This window comes from Xanthomonas floridensis (assembly GCF_001642575.1).
GTDB lineage: Bacteria > Pseudomonadota > Gammaproteobacteria > Xanthomonadales > Xanthomonadaceae > Xanthomonas > Xanthomonas floridensis.
In genome coordinates this window covers 83,058-102,942 of record NZ_LXNG01000034.1, presented here as the reverse complement: position 1 = coordinate 102,942, position 19,885 = coordinate 83,058, and the positions used below count along the sequence as shown (strand labels likewise).

The following is a 19,885-nucleotide window of genomic DNA, read 5'->3' as shown; positions in this document are numbered from 1 at the left end:
GTGCTGGCGACTTCATTGCCGGTAATGCCCAGATGTCGCTGATTCCCGCCGTTTCCGCCTGGAACCCGTCACCGCTGCAGGACCGTGTGGTGGTGATCACCGGCGGCGCGCAAGGCATCGGCCGCGGCATTGCGCAGGCGGTGCTGGGGGCCGGCGGCAGCGTGGTGATCGGCGACCTGGACGCGGCAGCCGGCAAGGCCTGCCTGCAGGAATGGGCGCTGCCGCGTCGCAGCGCCTTCGTGCGTTGCGATGCGGCGCGCCAAGCCCACGCCGCGCGCCTGATCGCCACCGCGCTCAAACGCTTCGGCCGCATCGATGGCCTGGTCAACAATGCAGGCGTGCCCGATCCGCATATCGCCGCGTTGCCGCAGCTGGATTGGGATGCATGGAATCGCCGCCTTTCCAGCCTGCACGGCGCCTTCCTGTGCAGTAAACACGCGCTGCCTGCGCTGACGCAGGCGCCCGGTGGTGGCGCGATCGTCAACATCGCCTCCACCCGCGCCTGGCAATCGGAGCCGCACAGCGAAGCCTATGCGGCCGCCAAGGGCGGCCTGGTCGCCTTCACTCATGCGCTGGCGGTGAGCGAAGGCCCGCAGGTCCGTGTCAACAGCATCAGCCCGGGCTGGATCAGCACCGATGCCTGGCGCGCCCCGCAGCGTCGGCGTGCGCCCAAACTCTCGCGGCGCGACCATGCGCAGCATCCGGCCGGGCGGGTGGGCACCCCGCAAGACATCGCGCAATTGGCGGTCTATCTGCTGGCACCACAGCTGTCGGGGTTCGTTACCGGGCAGGACTTCGTTGTCGATGGCGGCATGTCGCGCAAGATGCAGTACGCATGAGGGCATGCTGTTGAAGCGGCTTGGGTGCTGCGGTCTGCAATGCGCTGTTCCGCGCTTGCTTGTCGGTCCCTGGGCTTCGCAATGCACCCCGCAGTCGTTGGTATCGGCGATGCGGGAGCTTGGCTTGCGGTGCGCGTGTCGTGCATCCACGTGCGCTGTCGCTGCGCCTTTCTGGTTGTCCATGAGGGGGTTGGGTAGGTTTGCTCGTGCCTGCACCCAAACGCCCCGGTGCGCACTTGCGGCGCGGGAGCTCCAGGACACACGTACTCATGTCGCGCACGCCACGCCTTCTCGCCCTTGTGAGAGAGGGGCTTTGATGGTTGTGCACTGATCGCCCAAGTGCATTTTGGACTGACCGCCAGTGCCTGTTGCTGCGCATTGTCTTTGAACGCTGCGGCCCGGATGCTCTCTCGCTGTCGCTTACAGACACACGCTGCTCAGCCCGATAGTTGCGCTTCCAGCAGGCGCTGCGCATCGCCCAGCGAAGGCAGGATGCGATGGCCGAGCGCGCGCACCGTGGCATCGGGCTCGAGCAGGTCCGGGATCTGGATCGGGGTCATGCCGGCCGCCAATGCGGCGCGCACGCCGGTGGGCGAGTCTTCCAGTACCAGGCAGTGCGCAGGGTCCACCGCCAGCGTGTGCGCAGCCAGCAGGTAGATGTCCGGTGCGGGCTTGGGATGGACCACATCGCTGGCCGTGCACACCGCCGCGAAGCGCCACAGCAGATCGGCCGCCTCCAGCTTGCGTAGCGCCAGCGGGCGCTGGGTGGAGGTGGCCACCGCACGCGGCATGCCCTGCGCGGCCAGGTAGTCCAGCAACGCGATGATGCCGGGCCGGTGCGGGATACCGCATTCGACCGCAGCGGCGTAAAGCCCTTGCGCGTGCGCCAGCATGGTGTCGGCAGCCGTGTCGCCGACCCGCTCGCCCAGCAACCGGCGGCAGGCCGCATCGCCGGTGCCGACCATGCGCAGCCAGAATGACGGCTCGATCTGCAGGCCCTGGTCGGTGGCGGCCTGCGCCAGGCAGGCGGTGATGGCGCGCTCGCTGTCGAGCATCAGGCCATCCATGTCGAAGATCACCGCCTGCGGGCGGAACGGCAATGGGGGGATCTGCGTCATGCAGAAGCTCCGCGGCCGAACAGCACCTCCAAATCGGCCGCCTCCAGCGCGCGCCAGTGCCCGGACGGCAGCGCATCCAGCGACAACCCGCCGATACGGCTGCGATGCAGGGCGACCACATGATTGCCGGCGGCAGCGAACATGCGACGCACCTGGTGGTAGCGGCCTTCGTGCAGGGTCAGCCGCGCCTGGCGTGGACCAAGCACCTCCAGTTCGGCAGGCAACAGCGGCCTAGTCTCGCCTTCCAGCAACAGCGTGCCGCTGGAAAACAGCGCCGCCTCGTCACCGCGCAGTTCGTCGGCCAGCGTGACCTCGTAGACCTTGTCCAGCGAGGACTTGGGCGAAATGATCCGGTGCAGCAGCGCGCCATCGTCGGTCATCAGCAGCATGCCGCTGGTCTCGCGGTCCAGCCGGCCAACCGGCGCCAGCACCGGTGCGCGCAGGCGGAAACGCGGTGGCAGCAGCTCATAGATCAGCCGGCCGGTGTCCTTGGTCGAACAGGTGTAGCCGCCGGGCTTGTGCAACAACAGGCTGAACCCCGGCGGCGGATCGAGCGGCTCGCCATCGATGCGGATGGCATCGTGCTCCACCTGATCGTCGGCATACAGCACCTCGCCCTGCGCGTCGGTGATGGCGCCCTGGCGGAACAGCTGGGTCACCTGCTTGCGGCTGCCGTAGCCCAGGTTGGCGATGTGCTTGACCAGCTTCATGCGCGCGCTCCACGGCCGCGGGTGGCGGCGATCAGCTTGAAGCCGTCGCGCTCGGCGGCCACGCGCACCTGGCCGAAACTTTCGTTGAGGATCTGTTCGTAGGGCAGATGCCGGTTGGCCACCAGCAATAACTGCCCGCCCGGACGCAGCGCCTGCGCGGCCACGGCGATGAAACGCTGCCCGATATCGGGGCGATCGGCACGCGACGGCGTGTGGAACGGCGGGTTGCTGACGATGAAATCGTACTGCGCCGCCAGCCCGGCGGTGACGTCGCGCCAGTGGTAGTGCAGCTGCGCCGGGTGCGGGCTGTCCTGCAGGTTGCGCCGTGCCAGATCCAGCGCGCGCGCTTCCGCTTCGTACAGGTCCACTGCGGTGACCTTGGGGCAGCGCGCCAGCACTTCAGCCGACAGGTAACCGAAGCCTGCCCCCAGGTCGGCGCCATGCCCCGCCAGCGTGGGCGGCAGATGCTCGACCAGCAGCGCCGATGCCGGATCGATGCGATCCCAGGCGAACACGCCGGGGCGGCTGATGAAACGCCCGTCGACGATCTTGCGCGGCGCATCCAGCGCGGCCCAGCGCGCCTGCAGCGCGGCATCGGTGGCGGCCGGCAGCGGCGCGGTCCAGTAGGTGCGGCAGTGGTACTTGGTCAGGCTGCCGGCCAGGCCGCTGAGCTGACGCAGATCGGCCTCGCCGGAGCGCGCGCCCTCGTTGTTGGACTGGCAGGCCACCACGCGCCCACCCGGCGCGGTCAATGCCACCGCCCGCGCAAATAGCGCGCGCGCCTCGTCGCGCTGACGCGGCGGCAATACCAGCACCAGCGCATAGCGGGTGCTGTCGGCCTCGATCTCGCGCTCTTCGCGCACCTGCCAGCCGCTATGCTCCAGCGCCTGCGCAAATGGGCGAAAGCTCTGTTCGCAGATCAGCGTATCGGCCGCGGCATGTTCGCGCAGCGCAACGCCATCGCGGGCACGCAGGAACAATACCGGCCCTTGCGGCCATGGCAGCGCGCCCTGGGCGAACGGCAGGAACAGGGCTTGAAGCGGGGCATCGTGCGGGCCAGCCATCGGATCATCGGGTCGGGAACGGGCCGCCATTGTAAGGGACCGGTGCCAGCCGCCCGCGGCCGCCCTTCCAATGTGTATACGGGCTATTGATGCCCACGCAACATCTGCCCGCCTAGGCTGGAAGCACGCCCACACCGGAGAGACGCGATGCGAGCCCTGTTTGTAGGTGGAGTCGTCGACAACAGCGAGATGGATCTGGACGACACCCCGCCACCGATGCATTACCCCGAAAATACCGGCGCCGGCCGACCTCGCTATCGCCTGCACCAGGTCGGCGAGCGCGACGATGGCAGCGTGGCCTATGCGGTCTATGGTGCGCCGGAAATGGCCGACGACGACATCAGCCGTATCACCGAAGAGCGTGGCTATGCGCGTCGTTTCAGTGCGTCACCGGAAGCACCACGCTGAGCAGATACGTTGTTGGGTGCAAGGTGTTGAAACGTTTCACGTCAAGGGTGCCGATGCACCGGCATCTTCAATGCGCGCTAGCGTCTGCCTGAGCGATTGCCGGCATGCCAGCGTCAACGAAAACCGGGCATCTGCCCGGTTTTTTTGTCGCGCAGACTCTCGTTGGCGCAGACGTCTGCGCCAGATGCACCCTCCAAGAGGATGGACGAATACGTCGAATGGCGGCCTGTGGTGTTGGAAATAGCGCGTGCTGCATCAGGAAGCAGGTCCAGAGATGCTCATCCCGCTGGAGGAGTGCAGCCTGCGCACAGGTCCTCGTTCGCCCCTGCGGGACGCCGTGGCGCCCATGAAGGAGGACAACGTCCCGCGGGAAAAGGAGTTGGCCCATGCAGACCGCAGCTGCCTGCCTGCATGGCCAACTGTCCGCGGGTTCAGCGTGTCTTCGGGGTCACGCGCCAGATCACATTGCCCACATCGTCGGCCACCAGCAAGGCGCCGGTGTTGTCGGAGGTCACGCCCACCGGACGCCCCTGCGCATTGCCCTCGGCATCCAGGAATCCATCCAGCACGGTGATCGGAGCGCCGTTGGGCCTGCCGCCCACGAACGGCACGAACAGCACCTTGTAGCCGCTGGGCGGGTCGCGATTCCACGAGCCGTGCTGGCCGATAAAGGCACCCTGGCGGAAGCGCTCCGGCAGCAGCGTGCCGTTGGCAAAAGTCAGCCCCAGCGAGGCAGTATGCGGGCCCAGCGCATAGTCCGGCTTGATGGCCTTGGCCACCAGCTCGGCGTTCTGCGGCTGGACCCGCTCGTCCACATGCTGCCCGTAATAGCTGTAGGGCCAGCCATAAAAACCGCCATCGCGCACCGACGTCAGGTAATCCGGCACCAGGTCGCTGCCGATTTCGTCGCGCTCGTTGACCACCACCCACAACGATTTGCTCTGCGGCTCCCATGCGGTCCCCACAGGATTGCGCAAGCCGCTGGCGAACACGCGGCTGCTGCCGGTCGCCGGATCGATTTCCAGGATGGCGGCGCGATTGAGCTCGGCCTCCATGCCGTTTTCGGCAACGTTGCTGTTGGACCCCACGCCGACATACAGCTTGCTGCCATCCGCACTCGCCAGCAGCGACTTGGTCCAGTGATGGTTCAAGCCGCCGGGCAGATTGGCCACGAAGGTGGGCTTGGCGGTGATGTGGGTGTCGCCGGGCATGTACGGGAAGCTCACCAACGCATCGGCATTGGCCACGTAGAAGCGATCGCCTACCAGGGCCATGCCGAATGGCGAATACAGCCCACTGATGAATTGCGTGCGGACCTCGGCCACGCCGTCGCCATCGGCGTCGCGCAGCAGGGTGATGCGATTGGCGCTGGGCACGACCGCGCCGGCCTTTTTCATCACCGCGCCCTGCACCTTCTTGCGCAGACCGCCACCGCTCTCGGCATTTTCAGGCTTGGGCGGCTCGGCGGTTTCGGCCACCAGCACATCGCCGTTGGGCAGCACGTACACCCAGCGCGGGTGATCCAGGTCACGCGCGAACGCACTGACCTGCAGATCGTCGGCAGCCATGGGCTTTGCATTGGCCGCCCAGCGCTTGACTGGCGCGATCTTGACCGTGGGGATCAAGCGTTTCACCGGTTCGGGCAGCTGCGGGTCCGGTCCGGTCCCCTGTTCGATGGCGAGCGTGGCGGTATCGCCGCAACCGGCAAGAATGGCGATGACCATCAGCGGCAGCGGCCAGCGAACCAGCGTGGACACGGGTGCATTCATTGCGGAAGATTCCTGAACCGTTGCGACGGTCGGTCATCATGCCGACAACAGCTCAGCGAGAAGTAAACACATCGTCAAGACATCTGCGTCAGACGCCGTGTGGATCTGCACCCGGCGGTAGCGGATGCACGGCCACGATGCGGTCCATCCAGATCCAGTGGGGCTCCTGCGACGCATCCAGTTGATCCAGTCGCAGCTGGCCATTGAGGCCCTCGTTGTCGCCGTCGTCGAGATAGGTCTGGATGGTGGGGCGCACCGCGACCGTGCCGCTCAGCAGGCTGCCGTCGTCGAGTTCAACACGTACCCGCTCCTGGCCACCGAGCAGGGAGACCCAATGCTCCAGGGTGGCGATCTGCACTTGTTCGGTATACACGTGGGGGGCGTACTTGGGCATCGGGGCAATCCATCGGCGCGGAGCATCACGCTAGGCCAGCGTGCGTGAAAGGCACAGCAAACCTGCTGCTTGCCCGCTCGAGCTCTCGCCGCATGACGCAAAGGCGGCATGCCAGTGCGCCCGGCAACGTTCGGGCAAAGACATCACTGGACACATCACTGACGCCACATGGCCGACCCAGGTGCGCGACGATTGCTGTACACCTCCCGTGACCTGCCTTGCCTTACTCGGCCACTTCGCGCGCCGCGCGCACTGCGGTGACCAGCTGCGCCACGCTATACGGCTTGGCCAGATGCTCCTGAAAGCCCGAATCCAGCGCGCGCTTGCGGTCGTCATCGCGCGCCAGTGCGGTGACTGCCACCGCCGGCAAGGCATGCGCGTCCAGGCCCAGGTTTTCGCGCACGGTACGGATCAGGCCGTAGCCATCCATGCCGGGCATGCCGATGTCGGTCAGCATCACATCGAAGCGCGCGTGGCCACGATGATCGATCAAGGCCAGCGCATCGGTGGCGCTACCGGCGGTGACGACCTCCGCGCCCTGCTCTTCGAGCAGCCGGCGCAGGTAGTCGAGCATGTCCGGTTGATCTTCCACTGCCAGCAGGCGCAGGCCATTGAGCGCGCGGGCTTCGACGATCTGTTCGGACATCAGCCGCCGGCGCAGCTCGCGCCGCGGCCGCTTGCCCTGGTCGGGCACATGTTCGGGCAGGCGCACGGTGAAGGTGGCGCCCTTGCCGCGGCCGCCACTGGTGGCGCCAACCTGGCCGCCATGCATTTCCACCAGCTGCTGCACGATCGCCAGGCCCAGGCCCAGCCCGCCATGCTGCCGCGTGGTGGTGCCGTCGGCCTGACGGAACCGCCCGAAAAGATGCGGCAGGAATTCGGCGGCGATGCCGTCGCCGGAATCGCGCACTGCCACCAGCAGATGGCCGTCGTCGCGCTCGATGCTGACATCGATGCGGCCATGTGCCGGGGTGAACTTGATCGCGTTGGAGAGCAGATTCCATAGCACCTGCTGCAACCGCGTGGCATCGCCCAGCACCAGGCACGGCGTGGACGGCGCATGCAGTTGCAGGATCTGGTCCTTGCCTTCGGCGGCCAGTTCCTGGGTGTTGAGCGCTTCGCGCACCTGCTCGGCCAGATCCAGCGATTCGACTTCCAGCTGCACCTTGCCCAGCAACATGCTGCTCAGATCGAGCATGTCCGAGATCAGCCGCTTTTGCGCGCGTGCGCTGCTGGCGATCACCGACAGGCCCTTGTAGTTGGCATGCCCTTCTTCGACCCGCTGCAGCAACAACTCGCTCCAGCCCAGGATGGTGGTCAGCGGCGTGCGCAGTTCGTGCGACAAGGTGGCCAGGAACTCATCCTTGAGCCGCGCCATGCTTTCGGCTTCGTTACGTGCGCTGCGCTCGGATTCGAGCAGCTGCTCACGCGCCAGTTCGATCTCGCGCTGCTCGGTCACGTCCGGGCTGCTGCCGGCCAGGCCGATGAAGCGCCCGTCGGCCGAATAGCGCGGCGTGGCGGTCATTTCGATCCAGCGCCATTGGCCGTCGTGACGGCGCGCGCGCACCAGCGCACGCAGCCCGCGCTGCTCTTCCAGTGCGGCAGACAGCTCGAACTGGAAGATCGGCAGGTCATCCGGATGCAGCAACTCGCTCCACGCCGACACCGTGCCGCTAGAGATATCCAGGCCGAAGAATTCGCCGTAGGCGCTGTTGACGAAGCGCACCACGCCCTGCGCATCCAGCACCCAGACCGGCATCGGCAGGCCGTCGGCCAACGCGCTGAAGCGCGCCTCGCTTTCGGCCAGCTCGCGCTCCACGCGCTTGCGCTCGGTGATGTCCATGAACAACACCGCCACCCGTGCCTGTTCCGGCTGTCCCACCCGGAACGCGTCCACCGAGTACCAGCGGCGCAGCGCCTTGGCCTGCATTTCAAAGTGGATGCGGTTGCCGGAGCGGGCCACCTGCCCGTAGCGGTCGAACCATTCCTGCTCATGCTCGGGCAGCATGTCGCGGATGGAAACATTCAGTGCGTTCGACAGCCCCGTGTAGCGCTCGAAGGCGCCATTGGTCGTACGGATGATGTAGTCAACCGCGTGGTCACCATCAAACACCAGATCGATGACGCAGAAGCCCGCATCGATATTGTGAAAGATCTCGTGGTACATCGCCGGGTCGAGGAAGGGCTCGGCGATGGCGGCCGGCAACGCGGCGGCCAGATCGGAACTGGGGCTGGAAGTGCTCAAATCGGAAACCACGGATGCTGCCGGAGCGGATGACGGGCAGATGAAACCATGCCCGATGTCGTCAGCGGGTGCACAGGCGGCCGACAGCAATCACGGATCGGTTACCTGCGGCCCGGGAGCGCCGGGCTTCCGGAGTGTCACCACAACGTGGCAGCGGCCAGGGCGATACAGCTCGCCAACACCACGATGCCGGCAATCACGCCGCGAAACACCCATTCCCCTTCGCGGCGTAGCTGCTCGTCCATCCAGCGCTGCGCTTCCTCGCGCCAGGCGGTGGAGCGGGCATAGTCGGCATCCAGCAGCAGCAACCGTACCCGCGACAAGCCCAATTCGGCGCATTCGCTGCGGCAGCGCTGGCTGAAGCCATCCTCGGCGGCGGCGACCTGCGCGGCGAGGGGCAACTCCAGCTCTAGTTCATGCCTGGACATAACGGGGACGCTCCTGATCAAGCTCGTGTTCCAGCGCCATGCGCGCCAGTTGGGTGTAGTTGGCACGCGGTCCCTGCCCGCGGCCGGTGAGCATTCCCTGGTAGTCCAGGTCCTGCCAGACCCGCCCGGTCCACTCGACGCAGTCCTCGGCGATGACCAGCATCAACGAATAGCGGTATTCCAGGCCAGTCGCAGCGGTGTAGGCATAGACCGGCGGAAACTGCACCGCCACATCGACCTGGCGTGCCAGCGCGGCCAGGTGGTCGCGCAGGGCATCCCGCGGGTCTGCACCCGGGTCCAGCCGCAGCGTGCGGGTGGCCAGATCCAGGTCCACCTCGCTCTGCAGGGCGACGAAGGCGGCGGCCCCGGTCGCAGGGTTGTGGCCATGCTGCTTTGCCCAGTCGATGAACTGCAGGCGCACGTCCGCCGGCATATGCGCCGGCGCCGAAGAAGCTGACTTTGTGCGGTAAGAGTGGGTGTCCATGTCGTTGATCTTCCGGGCCAAGCCGTGAAGCGCAGGCGCAGGCGCGGTGAACCCACCGTCACGGCGTCCAGGGCGCGGATTAACCGGGCGGCAACGCCATGCCAGCCCGGGCATTGAGCGCGTTGCGGGCCTTCCCGTGCGCCCCCACACTGCACGGACGCACGGTACGCGATGTACCGCACGCTTGGAGGCTTTCCATGAAACGTTCCAGTGTTTCCGGCGCCGGCCTGTTGCTGGCGGGGTTGCTTGCCGCCACCGGCGTCCAGGCCCGCGTCCGCAACGTCACCGACCCCGAGGCGCCACGTGCGCTTTCCAGCGATGGCAAGGTGGATGTGCGCTGGACCGACCCGGCCGCGTTTTCCGATATCCGTTTCAGCGGCAATCGCTGGGAAGCGCAGCGCGGCGATTGGGTCACCCAGCTGGCGACCCATTTCCGGCAAAGCGCCGCGCGCCAGCTGCCCGAAGGCCAGCACCTGAGCGTGACCATTACCGACATCTGCCGCGCTGGCCAGTACGAGCCCTGGCATGGCCCGCGGTTGCAGGACGTGCGCGTGGTCAAGGACATCTATCCGCCGCGCCTGAGTTTCACCTACACGCTCACCGCCGCCGATGGCCGGGTGATCGACCAGGGCGAGCGAAAACTGGTGGATTCTGCGTTCCTGATGAGTGGCCCGCGGCTGACCGACAGCGATCCGCTGCGCTTTGAGAAAGCGATGATCGACGACTGGGTGCGCAAGCAATTCCGTGGCGATCGCAGTACCGCCGGGTTGTAGGTGGCGCCAAAGCCCCTCGCCCGCCGGGAGGGGGGTTGGGGGTACGCGGCGAAGCCCTCGCTACGTCCAACCGCATGAGGCTGCGCACATACCCTCATCCGGCGCTGCGCGTCACTTTCTCCCATGAGGGAGGACAATGACCCGCTGGGAGAAGGAATGCAGATTACCGTGCTGCAACTTCTCCTTACCGCGCTGCAACCTCTCCCGGCGCCGCTCCGTCCACATAGACGCGCGGCACCCGCTTCACGCCACACAGCAGCTGATACGCGCTGACATTGCAGTGCGCGGCCAGGGTGCCGGGGCGTGGGGCGTCGCCCCATAGTTGCACCGGCGTCCCGATATCGGCGTGCGGATGATCGGTCAGATCCACCGTGAGCATGTCCATGGAGACCCGCCCGATCAACGGGCAGACCTGGCCATCCACCAGCACCGGGGTGCCATTGGGCGCGAACTGCGGGTAGCCGTCGGCATAGCCCATCGCCACCACGCCTACGCGGGTTGGCCGCTCGGCCACGAAGCGGGCGCCGTAGCCCACCGGCTCGCCAACCGGCAGCTCGCGCACTGAGATGATCCGCGAGCGCAGCGTCATCACCGGGCGCAGCTGCGCGGTCAGCTCGGTGTCGTGCGCAAACGGGTTGGCGCCGTACAGCATCAGCCCCGGGCGCGACCAGTCGTTGCGCAGCGCCGGCCAGCCGAGCAGGCCGGGCGAATTGCGGATGCTGGTTTCCGCACGCATGCCGCCGGCGGTGAGCGCAAAGGCCACCGCCTGTTCGTCGGTGCGGCTGCACTCCAGTTCGTCGGCGCGCGCCAGGTGGGTCATCAACACCACCGAGGCGATCTGCGGCAGCCCGTGCAGGCGCAGCCAGGCGGCGCGAAAATCCTCCGGCGACAGGCCAAGCCGGTGCATGCCGCTATCCAGCTTCAGCCAGATGCGCAGCGGCCGCGGGCTCTGGAACTCGGCCAGCGCGCGCACCTGCTGCGGGGTGGACACCACCGTCCAAAGATCGTGCTCGGCGATCAGGCGCAGCTCGTCCTGTTCGAAAAAGCCTTCCAGCAGCAGGATCGGCGCACGGATGCCGGCCTGGCGCAGTTCCAGCGCTTCTTCGATGCAGGCCACCGCAAAGCCGTCGGCTTCCGGCTCCAGTGCCTGCGCACAGCGCACCGCACCGTGGCCATAGGCATCGGCCTTCACCACCGCCAGCGCCTTGCTACCACCCAACTGCTTGGCCAGGCGGTAGTTGTGACGCAGCGCGTCCAGGTCGATCAATGCTTGCGCAGGACGCACTACGCGGCCTCCCGTTGCGCGCGCGCGCTGCGCGGCGACAGGTAGCGGAACACGTCCAGCCCCTCGGTATCGATCTCGGGCGTGCGGCCCTGCATCAGGTCGGCCAGATAGCGTCCGGAGCCGCAGGCCATGGTCCAGCCCAGCGTGCCGTGGCCGGTATTGAGGAACAGGTTGGCAAACGGGGTGGCGCCCACCACCGGGGTGCCGTCCGGCGTGGCCGGGCGCAGGCCGGTCCAGAACTCGGCATGGGCCAGATCGCCGCCGCCGGGATACAGGTCGTTGACCACCATTTCCAGCGTGGCGCGCCGGCGCGGATTCAACGACAGATCGAAGCCAGCCACCTCGGCCATGCCACCGACGCGGATACGGTCGTCGAAACGGGTCAGCGCGATCTTGTAGCTTTCATCCAGCACCGTGGAGGTCGGCGCACGCTGCGCATCGCGGATCGGAATCGTCAGCGAATACCCCTTCAGCGGGTAGACCGGCAGATGCAGGCCGAGCGAGAGCAGCAGGTCGGCCGAATAGCTGCCCAGCGCCAGCACGTAGCGGTCGGCGGTCTCGATGCGGCCATCGATCTGCACGCCGGTGATCTCACCGCCGGCATGCTGCAGCCGCTCGATCTGCTGCCCATAGCGGAACTGCACCCCGGCCTGCGCGGCCAGCTCGGCCAGGCGCTGGGTGAACAGCCGGCAGTCGCCGGTCTGGTCTTCGGGCAGACGCAGCGCGCCGGCCATCTGCGCGCCGCCACCGGCCAGCCCGGGTTCGTACTGGGCGATCTGCGCCGGGCTCAGCAGCTCGTACGGCACGCCGTACTGGGCCAGCACCTCGATGTCCTGCGCGGCGGCGTCCAGTTGCTGCTGGGTGCGGAACAGTTGGGTGGTGCCAAGCTGGCGGCCTTCGAATTCGATGCCGGTGTCGGCACGCAATGCATTGAGGCAGTCGCGGCTGTAGTCGGACATGCGCACCATGCGCGCCTTGTTCACCGCATACCGCTCGGCGGTGCAGTTGCGCAGCATCTGGCTCAGCCACGCCAGCTGGCGCAGGTCGCGGGTGGGGCGGATCGACAGCGGCGCATGCTGTTCGAACAGCCACTTCATCGCCTTGCCGGGCACGCCGGGTGCGGCCCACGGCGAGGTGTAGCCGAACGAGAGCTGGCCGGCATTGGCGTAGCTGGTCTCCAGCGCCGCTGCCGGTTGGCGGTCGACCACGGTGACCTCGCAGCCGGCCTGAGCCAGATACCACGCGCTGGTGGTGCCGATGACGCCGCTACCGAGAATGAGCACCCGCATGTCGCTCTCCTGAAAGGGTATTCCCCCACAACCAGACGCTGCGGGATACAGTTAGCCGCAGTATATTGCGAGCCAGGCAGTGCGATTTCTGGAATCCGGCTGCCTTTGCAGTGAAACTTCCTGCCAAAACTTGTGGAGACAAACCCCATGGCCACCCGCGCGCGCGAACTGGACAAGATCGACCGCAAGATCCTGCGCATCCTGCAGCAGGAGGGGCGCATTTCGTTTACCGAACTCGGCGAACGCGTCGGTCTGTCGACCACGCCGTGCACCGAACGCGTGCGCCGCCTGGAGCGCGATGGCGCCATCACCGGCTACTACGCGCGGCTGGACCCGCACTACCTCAAGGCCAGCCTCCTGGTGTTTGTGGAGATCAGCCTGGCCTACAAGTCCGGCGACATCTTCGAGGAATTCCGCCGCGCCGCGCTGAAGCTGCCCAACGTGCTGGAGTGCCATCTGGTCTCCGGCGATTTCGACTATCTGCTCAAGGCGCGCATCAGCGAGATGGCGTCCTACCGCAAGCTGCTTGGCAGCACCTTGCTGACCTTGCCGCATGTGCGCGAATCCAAGAGCTACATCGTGATGGAAGAGGTCAAGGAGACCCTGGCGTTGCCGATTGAGGGCTGAGATCCGGGATTCGGGATTGGCGGATGGTGCGTTGCAGGTCGCAGCGGTCGCGATGCCTGCTGGGAGGGCGCTGGAGGCAGGGGGGCTGGAACCAGCTGAAGGTGGCGACATCCGATCGGTTCTCGGGAGACCGGTGGCCACCATTGCGCCGCGCGGGCAGGTTCGCCCATTGAATGCCTTTGGGCGCTGCACCGACGCGCCGCAGCGCGTCGGACGGTCGCGTGCGGCTGGCAGCGCAGTGGTCAGCGCACCACGCGCATGCCGTCGCCGGCCGGTACTGCGTCGTAGTAGCGCCCGGTCTTGGTATCCAGCACCCGGTTGGGACCGGCCGGCTGCATGCCCTGTAGCAGCCGGCCATTGCGGTCATAGACCATCGGCGTGGCCGTGGGCACCTCGCTGCCCGCCGGAGCAACCGGCGTGCCCGCCGGGCCGCGGGTGGGAATGCTGGGTGCGGCTGGGCGCTGGCTCAACTGGGAAGGCACCGGGCTCAACGTATTGGACGGCTGCAGCGCACGCGGCGGCGTCACCTTGGGCTGCGCCGGTGCCGGGGTGGCGATGGGCTGCAAGGTATTGGACGAGCGCGTACTGGTCGCCGACTGCGCCAGCGCCGCACCGGCCATGCCGAGCAGGCCGGCCAGCATCATCGCGCGCGTTACGGAATGGGTTGCCATGACGGCACCGCCTATCGCTCAGGGATTGCTCAAGTGATGGGGGCACCGCGGTGCCGCGACAATGCCCACGCCGGCCTGGAGCTGAATTGGTCGGCCCACGCAGCGAGTGCCATGTGCTGTGGACCCGCCCCGAGGGTGCGGCAGGCACGTGGCGGGCCCAGGCGCTCAGCGCCAACGGCGCGCCGATGGTCGCCGGACGCGTGAGGGCGCGGGCGGCCTGCGCAATCGCCCCAGGCAGCGGCAAGCGATTTGTGCGTCCGGCAAGGACGCGATCCACCGTTGCGAGCCCGACGCCAAGCGCACCCACGACATCGATCCACCACACACCGACGCTGCTCAAGTCGCTGCAGCTGCTCAAGCCCGGCGGGAGCCTGATCTCGCTGTCCGGTCCGCCGACCCCGGCATTCGGACATGCGGCTACTTCGTGCGCACGACGGGCTCCGGCGCGTTGGCAACACTGGCAAGTACCACGAACCAGGCCGCCACGTTCTGCCGAACCGCAACTTGATCCACCTTGTCGAAGGTGTCGCCAGCGGCGTGATGGAAGTTGAAGTAGTCGGTCGTGTCCTGATTCAGATCGATCGCCGCGTGCCCGGCGGCCGCCCAGGGACCAAGGTCCGCCAAGGCGCGCGCCGCATCGCGTCCGCGCACGATGCCCAGCGGCGACAACAGCAGCTGGATACGATCGGCAAGCGCGGCATTGTCCTGCCCCAGACCGAACAGCGCCCGCCAGACACGGCCGGAGCCGAAATCCGACTCGCCGACGAACACCACGGTAGTGTCCGGCTGATGCCTGGAGAAATACGCCTTGCCGCCGATGAACCCCATCTCTTCGGCGCCGGACAGCAGCACCCGAATCGTCCGTCGCGGTTGGCCCAGCGCGGCCACCCGGCGCACAGCCGATACCAGGATGCCGATGCCGGTTGCGTTGTCCAGCGCTCCGGTTCCCAGATCCCAGCTATCCAGGTGTGCGGCGACCAGCACCACGCCAGCCGACGGATCGCTGCCGGGAATGTCTGCCACGACATTGGCCGACTGACGCGTGCTGCCGCTGCCGGGGGTGAGGACCAGCCGCAGACGGACCGGATGCGCCGCCGCGATCATGCGCTGGAGTTGATCGGCGTCGGGGAGGCTGATCGCCGCTGCCGGGATCGCGGCGATTCCCGGCTTGAAGAACACCACGCCGGTGTGCGGGTCGCGCGCGTTACCGGTTGCCAGGGAGCGGACGAGAATGGCGGCTGCGCCTTTCTGGCTCGCCAGATTGGGCGCATCGGTTCGCACGCCGATCGATTGAAAGTACCCGGAGGCATCCTGCGTCGGTTGCATGGCATGACCGACCAGCACGATCTTGCCGCGGACTGCGGACGTCGGCGCTGCCGCAAGATCCTCCGAAGAATCGAAGGCCGCGACTTCGGCCTCGATGCCTTGCGCCGGTGTTGCGGCGCTGTATCCCAGTGCGGTGACGAGCAGCTTTTGCGGGTAGGGGCTGGTGATGGTGGCGGTTTCCGCGCCGCGCTCCCAGCCGGGAAAGTCGAAGACTTCCATGTGCACGTTGGAAAAACCGAGCGAGGTCAGTTTCTGCACTGCCCAGTTGCGCGCGCGGGCTTCGGCCGCACTACCCGCGGGGCGGGGGCCAATCTCGGTGGAGAGCGATCGAATGAGATCCACGGCCAGGGCATCGCCATCGCGGGCCTGGTCGCGCACGGCGGCGATCGATGCCGGGTCGGCGTGCTGTGCAAGCGCAGGCGAACACGCGACCATCGCCAACAGCGCGGCGAGCGTGACGCGGCAGAAGAACGGTCGGACCATCGGGAATGCCTCGTCGTGGACAACAGGCAGCACGGCAACACGCGACAGCGCACTCGATACGGAGCGCCCCGTGGCGTCGCAGGTCGCGCACGCCCTGGAGGCAGCACCCTAGTCCCCTGCACATTCCCGCTGCCCTGTTGGCAGCGAGGTGGTCACCGCCGATGCGAAGGCTGCCGGTAGAGCGGGCGCGGGAGAAAGTTGGTGCAGCGTCGGCACCAAGTCTGGCTTGCGCCGATGGGGTCGCACGGGGTACGTCGCCGCCGAGGCTGCGTTGGTGCCGGACACGCGCCGCTGGCGCGGGCATGGGGCGCGCGTTTCAGAGCGGCATGTGATGCGCCGGCGTTGTCGCCCCCATCGCTGTACATGCCGGCCCGGTCCACCGCTATCGGTTGAACCGCGCCCGCCGCGCCCACATCACTGGGGCAGACGCCGGCACACCGCCAGCGCGCGTATGCGAGAGCCCTATGAGCCAGTTCGATCTCACCCCGCCCTCCCCCGCCCAGCGCGATGCCCTGATTGCCGGGCTCAGCGACGAGGAACAGCGCGTACTGCTGCAGCATGGCACCGAGGCGCCGTTCTGCGGGGTGTTCCTGGACAACAAGCTGGAGGGCGTCTACACCTGCCGCCTGTGCGGGTTGCCGCTGTTCCGCTCCAGCGCCAAGTTCGATTCCGGCACCGGTTGGCCGAGCTTCTTCGCGCCCTACGATGCTGCGCATGTGCGCGAGATCCGCGATACCAGCTACGGCATGATCCGCACCGAGATCGTCTGCGCGCGCTGCGACAGCCACCTGGGTCATGTGTTCCCGGATGGCCCGCCGCCGACCGGCGAGCGCCATTGCCTCAACTCGGTGTCGCTGGGTTTCACCGAAAACGGCCAGGCGCTGCCCAATCCGCTACAGCGCGAGGGCGCCGAGGCGCAGCCGGCCTGACATCCGCGCCGCCCCTGGTCAGGCCTGGGGCGGCGCGGAGCCGGGCGCGAAGGCGTCCAGATGCAGCCGGCGTGACGGTTGCGGGCGGGCCCGGGTGGCGCAGCGCAGGCAGGACGGGCGCTGGCGCATCGGCAGCGCCAGGTCCGCATGCCGGCCCGGCGGATGCCAAGTTCCGATCGCCGCCGTCCCGGTGACGGTCACATCCAGGCAGGAGTCCGCAGATGCACACGTCCTCACCCCTGATGCTCGCCGGCCTGCTGCTCACTGCCCTCGCCAGTTGCAGCGCAGGCAACCCGCCGCCCGCCGCAGAGACGGCCAGGCCCGCAGACACGCCGCCTGCCGCCGCCGGCAGCAGCCCTACCCGCCTGCCTCCGGCCGGCACCGACGCCAGCGTGACCGGCCCGCTGCCGCGTCCCGGCAAGACGCCGGCACCGGCCGCGGCTGCTGCTGGCCCATCCCTTCCCGCCCAGGCGGTGGCCTGGCGCTGCGACCAGCGCGCGATCACCACCCGCTTCGATCCGGCCACCGATGCCCTCCAGCTGACCCTGGAAGACCGCACGCTGACCCTGCTCAGTGCGCAGGCGGCCTCCGGCGCTCGGTTTGCCGATGCCCAGGGCAACCAGTTCTGGGAGCATGCCGGCGAAGCGACGCTGTCACTTGCCGGTGGCGAGGCCATCAAATGCGTGCATGAGGCCGCCACGACAATCGGCTAAACGTTCAGTTACAGCGCACATCTTCACGCCGTGCGCTTCAAGAATCGGCCGCGCAAGCCGAAACCTCTAGCAACCCCAGTTTGCTTCCGGCTGCGCCATGCTCATCATCGTTGGCTTCATTGTCGTCATCGTCAGCGTCCTCGGCGGCTACGTGCTGTCGCACGGAAAGCTGGGCGCGTTGTGGCAGCCGTACGAGCTGATGATCATCGGTGGCGCGGCGCTGGGCGCGTTTCTGGTCAGCACGCCGGGCAAGATCGTCAAGGAAACCCTCAGCGGCATCATGGGCGTGTTCAAGGGCCCGCAATACAAGTCCGACGACTACAAGGACACTCTGAGCCTGATCTACGAGCTGCTCAACAAGGCGCGTCGCGACGGCTTCATGGCGCTGGAAGACCACGTCGAAAAACCCCAGGACAGCACCATCTTCGGCAACTACCCCAAGGTGGTGGCCGACCATCATCTGCTGGACTTCATCACCGACTGCCTGCGCCTGATGATCGGCAGCAACATCGAGCCGCACGAGCTGGAACCGCTGCTTGAGCTGGAACTGGAAAAACACCACCACGAAGCCCTGGCGCCGTCGCATGCGTTGAGCAAGGTGTCCGACGGCCTGCCCGGCTTCGGCATCGTGGCCGCGGTGCTCGGCATCGTGATCACCATGGGTTCGATCGGCGGGCCGATCGAAGAGATCGGCCACCACGTCGGCGCCGCGCTGGTCGGCACCTTCCTCGGCATCCTGCTGGCGTATGGCTTCGTGTCGCCGTTGTCGGCGGCGATGGAAGCGCGTGCCGAACAGGACGGGCGCATCTACGAAGCGGTCAAGACCGCGCTGCTGGCCTGCCTGCGTGGCTACAACCCGAAGATTGCGCTGGAATTCGCGCGCAAGACCCTGCCCTCCAACGTGCGCCCGAGCTTCGGTGATTTCGAAACGCACCTGAAAACGATCAAGTAGGGCCACCGTCATGGCCGAGGGCAAATCCACCGTCATCATCCGACGGGTCAAGAAGGTACAGGGCGGCGGCCACCATGGCGGCGCCTGGAAGGTGGCCTTTGCCGACTTCGTGACCGCGATGATGGCGTTCTTCCTGGTGCTGTGGCTGATGGCGGCCACCACCAAGGAACAGCGCGCGGCGATCTCCGAATACTTCCGCAACCCCAGCCCGTTGTCCGGCAAGTCGCCGGCGCCTTCGCCGGGCATGAACGGCCCCGGCGGCGCCAGCACCTCGATGATCAAGCTCGGCGGCACCGCCGACATGGCCAAGGGGCAAAAGGACGAAATGGGCCGCAAGCGCGACAACGCGGCCGACACCGACGTGGACAGCCGTGCCAAGGACAAGCGGCGCCTGGAAGCGCTGATGCAGGACCTGAAGGAAGCCATCGACAAGAGCCAGGCGCTGGAGCCGTTCAAGGACCAGTTGCTGCTGGATCTCACGCCCGATGGCCTGCGCATTCAGATCGTGGACAAGCAGAACCGCCCGATGTTCGACATCGGCCGCGACCAGCTCAAGCCGTACACGGTGGACATCCTGCGCGAGCTGTCCAGCTTCATCAATCAGGTCCCCAACCACATCAGCATCACCGGCCACACCGACACCACCGCCTACAGCAGCGATGCCGGCTACACCAACTGGGAACTCAGCGCCGACCGCGCCAACGCCGCGCGCCGCGCGTTGGTGGGCGGCGGCATGGAAGATGCCAAGGTGACGCGCGTGGTGGGGCTGTCTTCGTCGGTGCTGTTCGACAAGGCCGACCCGCAAAATCCGGTGAACCGCCGCATCAGCATCGTGGTCATGACCCAGGACGCCGAACAGGCCGCGCTGGCCGGTGCCGGCCAGGGCGTGGCGCTGGGCAAGTCGGTGCACGACGCCGACACCCAGGTGCCGGACCTGAGCGCCGCTGCCACCGGCACGGCCAGCGTGGGCGCGCCGGTCACCGGTGCCGGGCCGACTGCGTCTGCCGCGGCGGCGACACCGCCCGCTGCCGGGAAGGGTGCTGCGGGGACCACCGCGGTACCGCCCGGCACGGCCGCGGCACGCCCTCCCGCACCGCGCGTGTCGTCCAGTGCGCAGGTGGCCTCGGCTGCCGCACTTGCCAAGGCGGCCGAAGCGGCCGTGGCGGCGCCGCGGGTCGCGGTGGAAGCCAAGCCGTCCGCACAGTGACCCGCCGCAGCAGCGGCTGACGCCGACAGTTGCGCGTACCCAGCGCTCCCCTGCCGTATCTGCCGGCGCAGGCCGGCCGCCCACGCGGCTGGATGAACCGAGCGGATCCGGGCGAGACCGGCGCCCTGATCGCGGTGATCCGCCGCGCCGGCGCTGGCTGCCGCGACCTGG

Annotated in this window: 20 protein-coding genes; 8 read left to right on the top strand and 12 right to left on the bottom strand. The window is 67.5% G+C overall.

What is annotated here, in order from left to right; translation table 11 throughout:
* Window positions 1-32 precede the first annotated feature (32 nt).
* Window positions 33-839, top strand: a complete 807-nt coding sequence (locus tag A7D17_RS17160) for an SDR family oxidoreductase (protein WP_064510199.1) — start codon at window positions 33-35, stop codon at window positions 837-839.
* A 437-nt stretch (window positions 840-1,276) separates the two neighbouring features.
* On the opposite strand, the gene A7D17_RS17155 is transcribed toward A7D17_RS17160, so the two are convergent.
* From A7D17_RS17155 to A7D17_RS17145, 3 genes are read right to left on the bottom strand one after another with little or no spacing between them, the layout of a single operon-like run.
* Window positions 1,277-1,957: an HAD family hydrolase gene (locus A7D17_RS17155; protein ID WP_064510198.1), complete on the bottom strand. Its 681-nt coding sequence runs from the start codon at window positions 1,955-1,957 to the stop codon at window positions 1,277-1,279.
* A complete protein-coding gene (locus A7D17_RS17150; RefSeq protein WP_064510197.1) occupies window positions 1,954-2,667 on the bottom strand; it encodes a pseudouridine synthase in 714 nt (237 codons plus the stop codon). The genes A7D17_RS17155 and A7D17_RS17150 overlap by 4 nt, the downstream gene beginning before the upstream one ends.
* Window positions 2,664-3,731 carry a class I SAM-dependent methyltransferase gene (locus tag A7D17_RS17145; protein WP_064510196.1) on the bottom strand — a complete coding sequence of 356 codons (1,068 nt, stop codon included), beginning with the start codon at window positions 3,729-3,731 and terminating at the stop codon, window positions 2,664-2,666. Before A7D17_RS17145 ends, A7D17_RS17150 begins: the two co-directional genes overlap by 4 nt.
* Before the next feature lie 147 nt (window positions 3,732-3,878).
* On the opposite strand from A7D17_RS17145, the gene A7D17_RS17140 reads away from it, so the two are divergent.
* On the top strand, window positions 3,879-4,139 hold the full coding sequence (locus tag A7D17_RS17140) for a hypothetical protein (protein ID WP_082862103.1): 261 nt from the start codon (window positions 3,879-3,881) through the stop codon (window positions 4,137-4,139).
* A gap of 431 nt (window positions 4,140-4,570) precedes the next feature.
* On the opposite strand, the gene A7D17_RS17135 is transcribed toward A7D17_RS17140, so the two are convergent.
* The 5 genes from A7D17_RS17135 to A7D17_RS17115 all read right to left on the bottom strand — a co-directional run bounded on the left by A7D17_RS17135 (window position 4,571) and on the right by A7D17_RS17115 (window position 9,408).
* Window positions 4,571-5,908 (bottom strand): PQQ-dependent sugar dehydrogenase, encoded by a 1,338-nt coding sequence (locus A7D17_RS17135; RefSeq protein WP_064510195.1) that lies wholly within the window; start codon window positions 5,906-5,908, stop codon window positions 4,571-4,573.
* Between the two features lie 88 nt (window positions 5,909-5,996).
* Entirely contained in the window at window positions 5,997-6,302 is a 306-nt protein-coding gene (locus A7D17_RS17130; RefSeq protein WP_064510194.1) for a DUF3247 family protein, read from the bottom strand.
* Window positions 6,303-6,525: 223 nt separating this feature from the next.
* Entirely contained in the window at window positions 6,526-8,559 is a 2,034-nt protein-coding gene (locus A7D17_RS17125; protein ID WP_064510193.1) for a hybrid sensor histidine kinase/response regulator, read from the bottom strand.
* A 125-nt stretch (window positions 8,560-8,684) separates the two neighbouring features.
* The gene (locus A7D17_RS17120) at window positions 8,685-8,975 is read right to left on the bottom strand and encodes a hypothetical protein (protein WP_064510192.1); all 291 of its coding nucleotides are present in this window, start codon (window positions 8,973-8,975) and stop codon (window positions 8,685-8,687) included.
* Window positions 8,962-9,408 carry a hypothetical protein gene (locus A7D17_RS17115; RefSeq protein WP_064510191.1) on the bottom strand — a complete coding sequence of 149 codons (447 nt, stop codon included), beginning with the start codon at window positions 9,406-9,408 and terminating at the stop codon, window positions 8,962-8,964. Before A7D17_RS17115 ends, A7D17_RS17120 begins: the two co-directional genes overlap by 14 nt.
* A 248-nt stretch (window positions 9,409-9,656) precedes the next feature.
* On the opposite strand from A7D17_RS17115, the gene A7D17_RS17110 reads away from it, so the two are divergent.
* Window positions 9,657-10,232 carry a DUF3016 domain-containing protein gene (locus A7D17_RS17110; protein ID WP_064510190.1) on the top strand — a complete coding sequence of 192 codons (576 nt, stop codon included), beginning with the start codon at window positions 9,657-9,659 and terminating at the stop codon, window positions 10,230-10,232.
* 184 nt (window positions 10,233-10,416) lie between these two features.
* Here A7D17_RS17110 and alr read toward each other — a convergent pair whose 3' ends face one another.
* Together alr and A7D17_RS17100 are read right to left on the bottom strand one after the other, a co-directional pair.
* A complete protein-coding gene (gene alr, locus A7D17_RS17105) occupies window positions 10,417-11,517 on the bottom strand; it encodes an alanine racemase (protein WP_064510189.1) in 1,101 nt (366 codons plus the stop codon).
* Entirely contained in the window at window positions 11,517-12,806 is a 1,290-nt protein-coding gene (locus tag A7D17_RS17100; RefSeq protein WP_064510188.1) for a D-amino acid dehydrogenase, read from the bottom strand. Before A7D17_RS17100 ends, alr begins: the two co-directional genes overlap by 1 nt.
* Before the next feature lie 147 nt (window positions 12,807-12,953).
* On the opposite strand from A7D17_RS17100, the gene A7D17_RS17095 reads away from it, so the two are divergent.
* A complete protein-coding gene (locus A7D17_RS17095; protein ID WP_005992148.1) occupies window positions 12,954-13,433 on the top strand; it encodes an Lrp/AsnC ligand binding domain-containing protein in 480 nt (159 codons plus the stop codon).
* A 242-nt stretch (window positions 13,434-13,675) separates the two neighbouring features.
* On the opposite strand, the gene A7D17_RS17090 is transcribed toward A7D17_RS17095, so the two are convergent.
* Both A7D17_RS17090 and A7D17_RS17085 read right to left on the bottom strand, forming a co-directional pair.
* On the bottom strand, window positions 13,676-14,104 hold the full coding sequence (locus tag A7D17_RS17090; RefSeq protein ID WP_064510187.1) for a hypothetical protein: 429 nt from the start codon (window positions 14,102-14,104) through the stop codon (window positions 13,676-13,678).
* Between the two features lie 417 nt (window positions 14,105-14,521).
* Complete coding sequence (locus A7D17_RS17085) at window positions 14,522-15,913, bottom strand: M28 family peptidase (RefSeq protein ID WP_064510186.1); 1,392 nt, start codon at window positions 15,911-15,913, stop codon at window positions 14,522-14,524.
* 464 nt (window positions 15,914-16,377) lie between these two features.
* Here A7D17_RS17085 and msrB point away from each other — a divergent pair, with 464 nt between their 5' ends.
* From msrB to motB, 4 genes are all read left to right on the top strand, one after another.
* Complete coding sequence (gene msrB / locus A7D17_RS17080) at window positions 16,378-16,842, top strand: peptide-methionine (R)-S-oxide reductase MsrB (RefSeq protein ID WP_064510185.1); 465 nt, start codon at window positions 16,378-16,380, stop codon at window positions 16,840-16,842.
* A gap of 242 nt (window positions 16,843-17,084) precedes the next feature.
* Entirely contained in the window at window positions 17,085-17,555 is a 471-nt protein-coding gene (locus A7D17_RS17070; RefSeq protein ID WP_082862102.1) for an MliC family protein, read from the top strand.
* Between the two features lie 97 nt (window positions 17,556-17,652).
* On the top strand, window positions 17,653-18,507 hold the full coding sequence (motA, locus tag A7D17_RS17065; RefSeq protein WP_003489127.1) for a flagellar motor stator protein MotA: 855 nt from the start codon (window positions 17,653-17,655) through the stop codon (window positions 18,505-18,507).
* A 10-nt stretch (window positions 18,508-18,517) separates the two neighbouring features.
* Complete coding sequence (gene motB, locus A7D17_RS17060; protein ID WP_064510182.1) at window positions 18,518-19,714, top strand: flagellar motor protein MotB; 1,197 nt, start codon at window positions 18,518-18,520, stop codon at window positions 19,712-19,714.
* Window positions 19,715-19,885 lie beyond the last annotated feature (171 nt).

Bases quoted from the DNA above. Each gene is read 5' to 3' on its own strand.
- A7D17_RS17160 (WP_064510199.1), top strand. From the start codon at position 33: ATGTCGCTGATTCCCGCCGTTTCCGCCTGGAACCCGTCACCGCTGCAG.
- A7D17_RS17155 (WP_064510198.1), bottom strand. From the start codon at position 1,957: ATGACGCAGATCCCCCCATTGCCGTTCCGCCCGCAGGCGGTGATCTTC.
- A7D17_RS17150 (WP_064510197.1), bottom strand. From the start codon at position 2,667: ATGAAGCTGGTCAAGCACATCGCCAACCTGGGCTACGGCAGCCGCAAG.
- A7D17_RS17145 (WP_064510196.1), bottom strand. From the start codon at position 3,731: ATGGCTGGCCCGCACGATGCCCCGCTTCAAGCCCTGTTCCTGCCGTTC.
- A7D17_RS17140 (WP_082862103.1), top strand. From the start codon at position 3,879: ATGCGAGCCCTGTTTGTAGGTGGAGTCGTCGACAACAGCGAGATGGAT.
- A7D17_RS17135 (WP_064510195.1), bottom strand. From the start codon at position 5,908: ATGAATGCACCCGTGTCCACGCTGGTTCGCTGGCCGCTGCCGCTGATG.
- A7D17_RS17130 (WP_064510194.1), bottom strand. From the start codon at position 6,302: ATGCCCAAGTACGCCCCCCACGTGTATACCGAACAAGTGCAGATCGCC.
- A7D17_RS17120 (WP_064510192.1), bottom strand. From the start codon at position 8,975: ATGTCCAGGCATGAACTAGAGCTGGAGTTGCCCCTCGCCGCGCAGGTC.
- A7D17_RS17115 (WP_064510191.1), bottom strand. From the start codon at position 9,408: ATGCCGGCGGACGTGCGCCTGCAGTTCATCGACTGGGCAAAGCAGCAT.
- A7D17_RS17110 (WP_064510190.1), top strand. From the start codon at position 9,657: ATGAAACGTTCCAGTGTTTCCGGCGCCGGCCTGTTGCTGGCGGGGTTG.
- A7D17_RS17100 (WP_064510188.1), bottom strand. From the start codon at position 12,806: ATGCGGGTGCTCATTCTCGGTAGCGGCGTCATCGGCACCACCAGCGCG.
- A7D17_RS17095 (WP_005992148.1), top strand. From the start codon at position 12,954: ATGGCCACCCGCGCGCGCGAACTGGACAAGATCGACCGCAAGATCCTG.
- A7D17_RS17090 (WP_064510187.1), bottom strand. From the start codon at position 14,104: ATGGCAACCCATTCCGTAACGCGCGCGATGATGCTGGCCGGCCTGCTC.
- A7D17_RS17085 (WP_064510186.1), bottom strand. From the start codon at position 15,913: ATGGTCCGACCGTTCTTCTGCCGCGTCACGCTCGCCGCGCTGTTGGCG.
- msrB (WP_064510185.1), top strand. From the start codon at position 16,378: ATGAGCCAGTTCGATCTCACCCCGCCCTCCCCCGCCCAGCGCGATGCC.
- A7D17_RS17070 (WP_082862102.1), top strand. From the start codon at position 17,085: ATGCTCGCCGGCCTGCTGCTCACTGCCCTCGCCAGTTGCAGCGCAGGC.
- motA (WP_003489127.1), top strand. From the start codon at position 17,653: ATGCTCATCATCGTTGGCTTCATTGTCGTCATCGTCAGCGTCCTCGGC.
- motB (WP_064510182.1), top strand. From the start codon at position 18,518: ATGGCCGAGGGCAAATCCACCGTCATCATCCGACGGGTCAAGAAGGTA.